11 protein-coding genes are annotated in these 11,862 nt (G+C 33.4%); 6 read left to right on the plus strand and 5 right to left on the minus strand.

All coding sequences use genetic code 11. From position 1 onward, the window contains the following. The 3 genes from B2S90_RS08250 to B2S90_RS08260 form a co-directional block, all read left to right on the plus strand. The coding region (locus tag B2S90_RS08250) for a glutamate synthase subunit beta (protein WP_286696871.1) at positions 1–999 on the plus strand (999 nt) is incomplete at its 5' end. 72 nt (positions 1,000–1,071) lie between these two features. After that, complete coding sequence (locus B2S90_RS08255; RefSeq protein ID WP_286696872.1) at positions 1,072–3,642, plus strand: DEAD/DEAH box helicase; 2,571 nt, start codon at positions 1,072–1,074, stop codon at positions 3,640–3,642. A 3-nt stretch (positions 3,643–3,645) separates the two neighbouring features. Continuing rightward, the gene (locus B2S90_RS08260) at positions 3,646–4,377 is read left to right on the plus strand and encodes an SWIM zinc finger family protein (protein ID WP_055232474.1); all 732 of its coding nucleotides are present in this window, start codon (positions 3,646–3,648) and stop codon (positions 4,375–4,377) included. A 36-nt stretch (positions 4,378–4,413) separates the two neighbouring features. Here B2S90_RS08260 and B2S90_RS08265 read toward each other — a convergent pair whose 3' ends face one another. Then, complete coding sequence (locus B2S90_RS08265) at positions 4,414–4,638, minus strand: hypothetical protein (RefSeq protein ID WP_187114793.1); 225 nt, start codon at positions 4,636–4,638, stop codon at positions 4,414–4,416. Between the two features lie 86 nt (positions 4,639–4,724). Here B2S90_RS08265 and B2S90_RS08270 point away from each other — a divergent pair, with 86 nt between their 5' ends. From B2S90_RS08270 to glgB, 3 genes are all read left to right on the plus strand, one after another. Then, positions 4,725–5,582 carry a MerR family transcriptional regulator gene (locus B2S90_RS08270; RefSeq protein ID WP_055232476.1) on the plus strand — a complete coding sequence of 286 codons (858 nt, stop codon included), beginning with the start codon at positions 4,725–4,727 and terminating at the stop codon, positions 5,580–5,582. A 34-nt stretch (positions 5,583–5,616) separates the two neighbouring features. Then, positions 5,617–6,642, plus strand: a complete 1,026-nt coding sequence (locus tag B2S90_RS08275) for a dihydrodipicolinate reductase (RefSeq protein ID WP_055232478.1) — start codon at positions 5,617–5,619, stop codon at positions 6,640–6,642. Between the two features lie 128 nt (positions 6,643–6,770). Next, positions 6,771–8,546 (plus strand): 1,4-alpha-glucan branching protein GlgB, encoded by a 1,776-nt coding sequence (gene glgB / locus B2S90_RS08280; RefSeq protein ID WP_286696873.1) that lies wholly within the window; start codon positions 6,771–6,773, stop codon positions 8,544–8,546. 31 nt (positions 8,547–8,577) lie between these two features. Here glgB and B2S90_RS08285 read toward each other — a convergent pair whose 3' ends face one another. From B2S90_RS08285 to B2S90_RS08300, 4 genes are read right to left on the minus strand one after another with little or no spacing between them, the layout of a single operon-like run. After that, positions 8,578–10,248: a hypothetical protein gene (locus B2S90_RS08285; RefSeq protein WP_278780658.1), complete on the minus strand. Its 1,671-nt coding sequence runs from the start codon at positions 10,246–10,248 to the stop codon at positions 8,578–8,580. Next, positions 10,220–11,110, minus strand: coding sequence for an ABC transporter ATP-binding protein (locus B2S90_RS08290; RefSeq protein WP_055232483.1), 891 nt, complete (start codon positions 11,108–11,110; stop codon positions 10,220–10,222). The genes B2S90_RS08285 and B2S90_RS08290 overlap by 29 nt, the downstream gene beginning before the upstream one ends. Then, positions 11,103–11,483 carry a GntR family transcriptional regulator gene (locus B2S90_RS08295; RefSeq protein WP_055232485.1) on the minus strand — a complete coding sequence of 127 codons (381 nt, stop codon included), beginning with the start codon at positions 11,481–11,483 and terminating at the stop codon, positions 11,103–11,105. The genes B2S90_RS08290 and B2S90_RS08295 overlap by 8 nt, the downstream gene beginning before the upstream one ends. Further along, on the minus strand, positions 11,483–11,746 hold the full coding sequence (locus B2S90_RS08300; protein WP_055232487.1) for an RDAC family protein: 264 nt from the start codon (positions 11,744–11,746) through the stop codon (positions 11,483–11,485). Before B2S90_RS08300 ends, B2S90_RS08295 begins: the two co-directional genes overlap by 1 nt. Positions 11,747–11,862: the final 116 nt, after the last annotated feature.

Consider the following 11,862-nt stretch of genomic DNA (forward strand, 5'->3'; position numbering starts at 1 on the left):
GGTCCTGCTGGTTTAGCTGCTGCAGATACACTTAATCAACGTGGTTACAATTGTGATGTATATGAAAGAGAAGATCGTTTAGGTGGACTATTAATGTATGGTATTCCTAATATGAAGATTGAGAAGAATATCATTGATCGACGTATTTATAAGATGACTGCAGAAGGTGTAAAGTTCTTTACAAATAAAGATATTACTACTAAGAAACAGGCAAAAGAATTATTAAGTAAATATGATGCAGTTATTCTTGCAGTAGGTGCTAAGGAACCTAGAGATATTAATGTGCCTGGTAGAGAAGGTAATAATATTCTATTCGCTGTAGACTATTTAACTCAGGTGACTAAGTCATTATTAAATAGTGAATTCAAGGATGGACAGTATCCTAATGCGAAAGGTAAGAATGTATTAGTCATCGGTGGTGGTGATACAGGAAATGACTGTGTTGGTACAGCTATTAGACATGGCGCAAAGTCTGTATTACAGCTAGAAATGATGTCTGAACCACCACTTGTTAGAGCGGATTCTAATCCATGGCCAGAATGGCCTTTAGTCAAGAAAACTGATTATGGACAGGAAGAAAACATTGCAGTATTTGGTGAAGATCCTCGTGTCTATAATAGTACAGTAAAAGAATTTATTCTTGATAGTAAAGGAAATGTAAAACAGGCTGTGATTGTAAAACTACAGACTGTAGTAAAAGATGGTCGTCGTTCATTTGAACAGGTACCTGGTAGTGAAAAGACAGTACCTTGTGATCTAGTGCTTATTGCAGCAGGATTTATTGGGGCACAGAAACCAGTCATTAATGCATTTGGTGTAGAATTAGATGCAAGAAATACTGTAAAATGTGATGAAAATGATCATCATACGAATATTAGTAAGTTATATAGTGCAGGTGATGTCCGTAGAGGTCAGTCTTTAGTCGTATGGGCTATTAGAGAAGGCCGTGACGTTGCTAAGCAGGTAGACTTTGATTTAATGGGATATACAGGGTTATAAAATATCGAGGTTGCAACAGTAATTGTTGCAACCTCTTTTTGTATGTTAGAATAAATACAGGAGGTACATTTTATGGATCAACTCAATTTCATATTTACTAAAAATAGTTTTCATATTGATGAAGCGAAAGATTCAGCATGGGCTGAATTGTTTAAAGAGAATAAGTATGCAGCTCTTTATGAGTTGGGCTTTAAAAATAATTTGAAAGGACTGACTCCTAGTGCTTTTTATTTATACCAATTATCACAGAAGTTTATTGAAGTATTGAGTCGTAGTCCTGAATTAGAAGTTGCAAGAGAAGAGACAATCATAGAATTATCTGATGATGATTTAGATTATCTCATGTCTATGATTCCATTTGCGATTGGTACAGAATATATCAATGAGAGATGGATTAAAAATATTATTAAACATTTAAATGAACAATTTAAAAAGGATATGACATCCTATAAAGGTACAGCACAAATGTATCTTCAAGAAAAGTCTCAGGATTTAAAGGCTGCAAAAAGAATTTATTTTCATTTAGTAGAGAATGAAGAAGATTCTGAGTTTCCTTTCGCATTTCTTGCCACATATGCAACAAAAGATATAGAAAACAGAATAGTACATATGCCTTTAAAACATGCACTTATTGAATACAAGAATGATCAGAAACAATTATTAGATCTATTATCATGTCTCAATGATGTCGCACAGAAAATAGGTTTAATTGCGAAATTCATGGAAACAGGTGATTTGTTTCATCCTATCCGATTAACAAGTCAAGAAGCTTATACTTTACTTAAAAGTGTTCCGGATATTGAAGCATCTGGTATTAAGTGTAGAGTACCAAACTGGTGGAAGAAGAAGTATTCTTCAGTTAAGATTAATGTGAATATTGGAGAAAAGAAGCCTTCTCTATTAGGTTTTGAATCTATTTTATCAGCACAGCCTTCACTCATAGTAAATGGACATGCATTGACTAAAAAAGAAATCAGCGAATTATTAAAGATGGAAGAAGGTCTTGGCTGGTTAAAGGGTCAATGGGTAGAAATCAATCATAATAAGCTCCAACAGCTTCTTGAACAGATGGAAAAATATGATGGAACGATTTCTTTAAAAGATGCTCTCACAAAGACATATATATCTGATGAAGATAATGTGGATGTTGATTTAGGTGTACAGATATCTAATGGTAAGTGGTTAAGAGAAACTCTAGGGCAGTTAAAGGACCCATCAAAGATTAGAAACAAGGCAAAACCTAAGTATTTAAAGGCAACACTTCGTCCTTATCAGAAGAATGGTTATAATTGGCTGAATCAAATGAATGATTTAGGTTTTGGTGCCTGTCTTGCAGATGATATGGGATTAGGTAAGACAATACAGGTTATTTCTTTCTTAGAGAAGATGTATGAGAATAATAAAGAGAGTCATGTGTTATTGATTGTTCCTGCATCTTTGCTTGGTAACTGGTCAAAGGAAATAGATAAATTTGCGCCTCGTATGACATATCATATACTTCATGGTAAAACAAATATTTTAGATGAAGATTGTTTTGCGACTATTACAACATATGGAATGGCTTTGCGTATGGAGTGTCTACAGGAACGTGTATGGGATTGTTTGATTTTAGATGAAGCACAGGCTATAAAGAATCCCGCTACAAAACAGACAAGGGCTATTAAGAAGATTCCAAGTCAAATGCGTATTGCGATGACAGGGACTCCGATTGAAAATGATTTATCTAATTTATGGTCTTTATTTGATTTCTTAAATAAAGGATTATTAGGAAGTGCTACAGATTTTAAGAACTATACAAAGAAAGTACAAGCCTATCCTGAATATATAACTAAACTAAAGATGATGGTTTCCCCTTTTATTTTAAGACGTTTAAAAACAGATAAATCTATTATTTCTGATTTACCTGATAAAATGGAAATTACAGAACATGTAGATCTCTCTAAGAGGCAGATTGTCTTATATCGCAAGGAAGTAGAAAAGGCAGAAGATTTAATACTCGAATCAGAAGGAATGGAACGTAGAGGTATTGTATTAGGTTTACTTACAAGACTTAAACAGATTTGTAATCATCCTGATCAGTTTATTCATGATACCAACTTCAATCCAAAAGATAGTGGTAAGTATGCGATGTTGAAGAAATTATGTGAAACAATCTATGAGAAGAGAGAAAGAGTATTGGTATTTACGCAATATAAGGAAATGTGTGAACCATTATCATATTATCTAGAATCTATATTCCATAAAAAGGGATATATTATTCATGGTGGTATTCCTGCCAAGAAACGTACAGAGATTGTAGAAAAATTCAATAATGAAGATGAGTATGTCCCTTATATTGTGTTATCACTTAAAGCGGCTGGTACAGGACTTAATCTTACTGCCGCAAATCATGTGATTCATTTTGACCGCTGGTGGAATCCAGCTGTAGAAAATCAAGCAAGTGATAGAGCATATCGTATTGGACAGACAAAAGAAGTCTTTGTGCATAAGCTTGTTTCAAATGGCACAATTGAGGAAAAGATTGACCAGATCATTGAATCAAAACAGGAACTTGCTGAATCTATACTTGCGACTGGACAGGAAAAATGGATTACTGAAATGGATACAAAAGAATTATTGGATTTATTCAGATTGGATGTGTAGCATATGGGAAGATATTGGAAAACAAGTATGCAATATTCACAGATCAGTGTGGGAGAACTACAGAGAAAAGCCCAACAAAGTGTGAATAATGCGAAAAGTAAAGGAAAAGAATTACACCCAATAGTGATTGAAGGTAGACAAATCGCAAAGAGCTGGTGGGGTATTGCCTGGTGTCAGAATATTGAACAATATGCCGATTATTCTAGCCGCCTTACACGTGGAAAAAGATATGTGAAAACAGGTGCTGTTATTGATTTACAGATTGTGAAAGGTAAAGTAAAAGCACGTGTACAAGGTACACGAAGAACACCTTATAAGGTAGAAATTAATATCAGCCCCCTTAAAGAAGATGTATGTGAAGAGATTATAGATCAATGCAGTTCACAGATTCAGAATCTCCAGCAGCTTCTCAATGGAGAATTCCCCGAAGACTTAAAAGATCTATTCTTATCAAAGCATGGTTTGTTTCCTTCTCAAAGAGAAATAAGTTTTAATTGCAGCTGTCCTGACTGGGCTATTATGTGTAAGCATGTCGCTGCAGTACTTTATGGTATAGGTGCTAAATTAGATGAGAATCCATTCTTGTTTTTTGAACTCAGAGGTATTGATGTCAATAAGCTTGTAGATGTGACAATTAAAGACCATGTAGACTCTTTACTAAAACATGCAGATATGCCTGTGACAGATAGAGTTATGGATGATTCGTGTATTGAAACATTATTTGGTTTAAAATAAGTGCTTTAAAAGGTTATTCGGATGACGAATAACCTTTTAATAGTTCCTGAAGAATTGACATTCCTCATCATTACATTGTGTTGCTTCCTTGAGTTTTATATTACAATGAAAGACATGATTGAGAGGTTTATCTCCTACATAGTATCTATACATATGAGGGACATTATGATGAGTCAATACTTGACTCATTGTAAGTGCATCTTCTACTAAGAAGTCCCCTTCTTTGAACTGTTTTCTAATTGTGTCAGTAAGTATAGACAAACCTTAACCACTTCTTTCCCCATTCTAACATTTTTCTTACAGGTTAGTCTTCAAAAAATGGTAGAATTATAGAAAGAGGTGATTGTATGCATGAGGGTTTAATTTCTATTGGGAAGATGGCTAAAATTAATCATGTAAGTATTAATACACTCCGTTTATATGATAAGTGGGGGTTATTGACACCTATCTATATTGATGAAGATACAGGCTATCGTTATTATGATATGAAGCAGAATGCAAGACTTGATCTAATAGGTTATATGAAGGAGTTAGGAATGAACTTGAAGGAAATCAAGGAATTATTGGATAAAGAAGATCCTACTCTTATAGAAGCGATACTGATTAAGAAACAGCGTTCTACAGAAAAAGAGATGGATGATATTATACGCAAAAGAAATGCAATCAAACGTACAATCTATTCTCTTGAAAGATACCGCAAATCCCCTACACCTGGCACTTTGACAACTGAGTATATTGATGAACGTCATATCTATGCCAAACGAGTGAATAAGAACTTCTATGATTATGATCAGGATGGGTATGAAGTAATACTCAAAGAATTCAAAGATCAATTATTAGAAGAACATCTTCCCCAAATCTATTATTGTAATGTGGGAACTTTTCTTAAAAGAAAGAGATTCCTGAAACAGGAATTTATCACGCATGATATATTTATTTTTGTAGATGAACACTTTCCAAAAAAGGAATCTGTACAGACATTAGAAAGTGGCATGTATGCTTGTATTTATATGGATGATTTTAATAATGAGAAAGAGTATGCAGGAAGATTATTAAAGTATTGTATGGATAATAATTATGAAGTGATTGGTGATTATATATGTGAAGTATTAATAGAACTTACATTCTTCAAAGATAATGAACGTTCTATGTATCTAAGATTACAAGTCCCAATTGCCTACAAAAAGATTGACCCTCATCATTGATGAGGGTTTATCCTTTAGTTAGGAGGTAATTCTTATGGAAAAGATTAAAGTTGTACAGTATGGTTGTGGTAAGATGAGTAAATACATCTTACGCTATTTGTATGAGAAAGGTGCGCAGATTGTAGGAGCCATTGATAATAATCCTGCAATTGTGGGTATGGATGTAGGTGATTATGCAGAACTAGGTATTAAGACTGGAATAAAGATCAGCAGTGATGCCGATGAAGTTTTAGATCATTGTGATGCTGATGTTGCAGTCGTGACATTATTCTCACTTGTGAGTGATTGTTTTGATCATTTTGAAAAGTGCTTAAGTAGAGGTATTAATGTCATCACTACATGTGAAGAAGCAACAGATGCATGGACAACTGATCCAGTGAGAATGAATAAGTTAGATGTTCTTGCGAAAGAAACAGGATGTACATTTGTAGGTAGTGGTATGGAAGATACATTCTGGGTGAACATGGTTGGTTTAGTGGCTGGTTCTTGTCATACTATTACTAAGATTGAAGGGGCAGTTAGTTATAATGTAGAAGAATATGGTTTAGCCCTTGCGAAAGCTCATGGTGTAGGTTTAACACCTGAAGAGTTTGAAGCAACAATTGCCCATCCTGAAGAAATTGAACCATCTTATGTATGGAACTCAAATGAAGCTCTCGCATCTCGCATGGGATGGACTATTAAGTCTCAGACACAAAAATGTGTACCTTATTTCCACGATACTGATTTATATTCTGAAACAATGGGTGCAACAATTCCAAAAGGAAATTGTATTGGTATGGCTGCAGTCGTTACTACAGAAACTTTCCAGGGTCCTATTATTGAAACACAGTGCATTGGTAAGGTATATGGTCCTGATGATGGTGATATGTGCGATTGGAAGATTACTGGTGAACCAGATACTGAATTCCATGTAGTTAAACCAGCTACAGTAGAACATACATGTGCTACTATAGTAAACAGAATTCCTAGCTTACTTAGAGCACCAGCTGGCGTTGTCACTGTTGATCAGTTAGATACACTAGAATACTTAACATATCCTATGGATTATCACTTATAATCATCACCAAACCCTCCCTTAAGTGGAGGGTTTTTACATGCGTAATTCCAAACAAATCGTTTAAAATGTCAGATGAAATTTTCTTCTATTTATCATACGATTAGAGTAGAGAAATTGGAGGGTAACATATGGATTTTAATAATTTTTATAATGGTCAGGAGTTTGAGACTTATAAGTATCTTGGCGCTTTTGTTCATATGAATGGCGTGACTTTTAGAACATATGCGCCAGCAGCATCTCATGTGGCAGTTATTGGGGAATTTAATGGTTGGCAGGAAACACCTATGAATCGTTGTGGAAATGGTCAGTTCTTTGAAGCAACTATATCAAATGCTAAAGTGGGACAGATGTATAAGTATCGTATTTATAATAATGGGTCTTTTGTAGATCATTGTGATCCTTATATGTATACAAGTGAAGTACGTCCTAATAATGCATCTATTATTTATGATATGAATCAGTATACATTCCATGATGATGCTTGGATGAATCAAAGATTTAGTGAAGATATGCCTATTAATGTGTATGAAATGTATTTTGGTTCTTGGAAGAAACCAGGTGAAAAAGCAGATGACTGGTATACATATCGTGAAATGGCTGATTTAATTATTCCTTATTTAAAAGAGAATCATTATAACTTCTTAGAAATCATGCCTTTAAATGAATATCCTAATGATTTAAGCTGGGGTTATCAGCCTACTGGTTATTTTGCACCTACATCTCGTTATGGTACTCCTGATGATTTAAGATATTTTGTAGAGAAGTGTCATGAAAATAATATTGCGGTTATTCTTGATTTCGTACCTGTTCATTTTGCGATTGATGGATTTGGTTTGAATAACTATGATGGTACACCTCTTTATAATTATCCTAATGATGCAGTAGGTAAGAGTGAATGGGGTACATGTAATTTCCAACATTCTCGTGGGGATGTATGTTCATTCTTGAATTCTTCTGCATATTACTGGTTAAAGGAATATCATATTGATGGCTTAAGACTAGATGCAGTTGGTAATCTTATTTACTGGCAGGGTAATAGTGGTCGTGGAGAGAATAGAGAAGCGATTCGCTTTGTTCAGAACTTTAATAGAGGACTTAAACAGAGAGTTCCTCATACTCTTCTTTTTGCCGAAGATTCATCTTCTTATCAAGGTGTAACACGTCCTGTTGATCAAGGTGGTTTAGGTTTTGATTATAAATGGGATTTAGGTTGGATGAATGATACATTAGATTACTTTATGAAGACTCCAGAAGAAAGACCTTCTTTCTATCATAAGCTTACATTCTCTATGATGTATTTCTATAATGAACATTTTATACTTCCATTCTCACATGATGAAGTGGTGCATGGTAAGAAGACTATTATTGATAAGATGTATGGTGAGTATGAAGAGAAGTTTGCACAGGTGAAGGCACTTTATATGTATATGTTTGCGCATCCTGGTAAGAAACTTAACTTCATGGGTAATGAGATTGCGATGTTTAGAGAATGGGATGAAACAAAGGAACCAGACTGGTTCTTATTGAAGTATCCTATGCATGATTCTTTCCTTCACTTCATGAGAGAATTAAATAACATCTATTTAACACATCCTTCTTTATCACAGTATGACTTTAGTGAAAGAGGATTTAAATGGGTGGATTGTCATCAGGAACAGGATTGTATTTATGTCTTTAAACGTATGAGTGATAAAGAAACAATAGTCGCTTTCTTTAACTTCCATAATGTAGATAAGACATATACTTATAAAGTAGATCAGCCTGAAACATTGACTCTTCTATTAAATTCAGATAATGAATTATATAGTGGAAAATCACATAATCTAGATAAAGAAATTCACATAAAGAATGAAATAGAAATGACATTACCTGCCTACAGTGCACAGTTCTATATTGTAAAGTAAAAAGCGTATCACCTATTGGTGATGCGCCTTTTCACTTAAATATCTTTCTATAATAACCTCTCTTTTTAAAGTATGTCACTGTATTCTCAAAATCCCTATTAATATAGAAAGTGAGTACATAGTCTGCATCATTAATGACTTCAATACTATAATTATAGTTATTAATTGCGTCTGAAATAGTATCCATTGAAAGAGTTTCATAATCCTTTCTTAAGGCATATTTCAAACCTCTAAAGTCATCTTCTTTTAAATAAACTGTATCATCCGTTGTATCATCTGTATAGTTCATAACAGATACTTCTACCCAATGCATATTTCTAAAGATCTGGTTCATATAAGAGACATTTGTATAAAGAGACTTCATATCATCCTTCACATATTTATCAAAGCAGTCCTGTGAGATGTTGTAGGAACGTGTGAGTGTTTTACCATCTACGAGATGATAAGTAATGCTGAAATAATGAGAAGAATCATTAGAGTTATGTGGTGCTTTTAAGATATCTTTATGTATATCATGAATAATATCAATAGAATCAGAATCATTCAATCTAACATCTTGATTACCTGAATAATCAGAACTGAATGTCACATAAGATACAGTACCTGTTTTTGGAATCTTATTTTCTTCATCTGTGATATCAAAGACAAAGAAGACGCACATGAGTGAGAAAACCACAAGATAGATGATAAACTTCTTAAAGTTCTTCTTATTAAAGACATAAAGTGTCATATCTGCAATCATTCTTGAAATATAGTAACCTATAAATGAAACAATGATACCTATAATCACAAAAGTGATACGCATTGTATGAATAGATGTTTCATTGGATATAAATAAGAATGTCACAAATGAAGAGAGTACAAGAGTCCCTATAATGACAACTATATCTTTTAAACGGTCAAAAACAACAGAAGAACCTATGTATTCTAATTTAACACGTTTATAAATGAGGTAGGCAATAAAGACTAAACTGATGCCTATCGCAATATAAATAGTCAAATAAGCAAGAGTACGTAATGTAAGCCATTTTTCTAGATTTAATGCATAATTAAAGGCAGTAGAATAGTTCTCAAAAGTGACAGAAGGTTCTTCTACACCATAAGTAAAGGCTGATTTAAGAATAGTAAAAAACTGTGAACTAAGCCAAGGTAAACTATTAAAAAATACTCCTAATATACAATGTGTATAGAGATTACCCGTGATAATACCACAGAATTGTGTAATTCCATACGCAAAGAATATGATTGCACTTTGAATCAAAAACCAGCTTAGACAATGGTTGATTGAAAGTTCTCTATAATATAAAGGAATGGTTTTCCCATAGAATATGAGTATCCCTGTTGTAAGAATAAGAGGTACAAACATTAAAATCATCCCTGCAGTAAAAGATGTCCAATAGAGTTCTGATCTTTTAATAGGCATAGAATGAATAATTGTAGAGGCTGTACGGTTATGATAGAAATAGAGTAAAGCCACACTTGTAAGTACCGCAATAGTAGAGATAATAAGATTACCTGTAAAATAAGATCCCTTGAGATATGCTGCATAGTATTGATACCCCTCTGAATTTGCGCCCTGGTAGATAGGATAAAGATATAATAAAACATAGGATACCATCATCCCTAGACCAATGATCCAGAAACGTTTCATGAGGTTTTTAAAGAAGGTTTTATTAAAATATGAGTTTTTGGATATCATCATCTTCTCCTCCTACTTCATACATAAAGAGTTCTTCCAAACTTAAAGGAAGTATATCAAAGATAAGAGGAGATTGATCTCCTATAACCTTTCTAATATTAGAAAGAGAGTCTTCAATAATCAATATTTTTACTGAACCTCTTTCCTCCTGATACACAATATTTAAATCATCTAAATTAACTTCTTTATCTCCAAATGAAACCTGTATTTTATGAATATGCGTTTGAATATATTCTAAATCAAACTCTCTCATAATCTTACCCTTATACAATATACCTACATGATCCACTATTCCTTCTAATTCTTTTAAATTATGAGAAGAAATAAGAACTGTTAGATTCCTTTGGGCAACATCATCAATAATATATTTCCAAACTAATTTTCTTGCGACTGGATCTAATCCATCTATAGGTTCATCTAAAATAAGATATTGAGGCATTGTAGACATAATCAAACAAAAGGATGCTTGTTTTCTCATTCCTTTAGAGAATGTCTGTATCTTCTTTGTAGGATTTAATTTAAATCTTTTGTAGAGTTCTTCAAATCTTTCTTGATTCCATGATGGATAGAGGTCTTTATAGACTTTCGCATTTCTTTCTAAGTTTGTTTCTATGAAATACATCGCATCAGATATATAGCCTATCTTTCTTTTTAATTCTATATTTTCATACACAGGCTGTGATTCTATAAAGATCTTTCCTGCATCTTGTTTTAAGACACCCACTAGATGTCTAATGAGTATTGTTTTACCTACTCCATTAGGACCAATCAAACCATAGATAGACCCTTCTTCTACCTGCATATTGAGATGATCAAGGACAACCTCACCATCAATAACTTTATATAAATCTTTTACTTTAATCATGAGGTCTTCCTTTCATATATTCTAAAATCTTATTATGTATTTCATCTTGAGTCATACCCATATAGATTAATTCTTTATAACCTTCTACAATCACATGAATCGTATCATCGACTTTCTGTTCATCTATCTTTACATGTTTTCTTGATGATACAAAAGTACCTTTATTCGCAATTGTATAGATATAGCCTTCCTGGTCCAATGTCTGAAATGCTTTTTGAACTGTATGAGGATTAATAGTTAATAGTTGAGAGAGTTCTCTTACAGTGGGTAATTGGGTATTTTCTTTTAATGCACCTGTTATAATCTGTTCCTTAATATTATCTACAATCTGTTCATAGACAGATTTATGACTTTGATAGTTTAACTGAAACATCACTTGTCCTCCTTATAAAATGTAGAGATGATACCAAGAGTATAGGGATCTTCCAGACTCGGAACAGCCTTTAACCACTTCTTCTTAAGAAAGTCATTTATGACCTTCATCACATCTTCTAAATCACTTTCTTCTCCCTCACATCTCAAATTAAGACCACAGCTTGCACATCCACCAATAGAATGAACAGAATAATCATAGCCTTTCTTCTTCAATAAATGATTCAATTCTAGAATCATATTAAAATCTACTGTACCTATCATAGTATCACCTAATTCTCCACATGATAAACGTAACTTACATAAGGCTTCCTACCTTCCTGCATATCTCTATAGAGTTCTTTCTTCTGTTCAATATAGTCTAAAGATTCTTGTATTTC

This window comes from Catenibacterium sp. UBA627 (assembly GCF_002299355.1).
GTDB lineage: Bacteria > Bacillota_I > Bacilli_A > Erysipelotrichales > Coprobacillaceae > Catenibacterium > Catenibacterium mitsuoka.

What these genes read in the sequence shown, in the direction of transcription:
- B2S90_RS08255 (WP_286696872.1), top strand. Translation starts at nt 1,072, where the DNA reads ATGGATCAACTCAATTTCATATTTACTAAAAATAGTTTTCATATTGAT.
- B2S90_RS08260 (WP_055232474.1), top strand. Translation starts at nt 3,646, where the DNA reads ATGGGAAGATATTGGAAAACAAGTATGCAATATTCACAGATCAGTGTG.
- B2S90_RS08270 (WP_055232476.1), top strand. Translation starts at nt 4,725, where the DNA reads ATGCATGAGGGTTTAATTTCTATTGGGAAGATGGCTAAAATTAATCAT.
- B2S90_RS08275 (WP_055232478.1), top strand. Translation starts at nt 5,617, where the DNA reads ATGGAAAAGATTAAAGTTGTACAGTATGGTTGTGGTAAGATGAGTAAA.
- glgB (WP_286696873.1), top strand. Translation starts at nt 6,771, where the DNA reads ATGGATTTTAATAATTTTTATAATGGTCAGGAGTTTGAGACTTATAAG.
- B2S90_RS08285 (WP_278780658.1), bottom strand. Translation starts at nt 10,248, where the DNA reads ATGATGATATCCAAAAACTCATATTTTAATAAAACCTTCTTTAAAAAC.
- B2S90_RS08290 (WP_055232483.1), bottom strand. Translation starts at nt 11,110, where the DNA reads ATGATTAAAGTAAAAGATTTATATAAAGTTATTGATGGTGAGGTTGTC.
- B2S90_RS08295 (WP_055232485.1), bottom strand. Translation starts at nt 11,483, where the DNA reads ATGTTTCAGTTAAACTATCAAAGTCATAAATCTGTCTATGAACAGATT.
- B2S90_RS08300 (WP_055232487.1), bottom strand. Translation starts at nt 11,746, where the DNA reads ATGATAGGTACAGTAGATTTTAATATGATTCTAGAATTGAATCATTTA.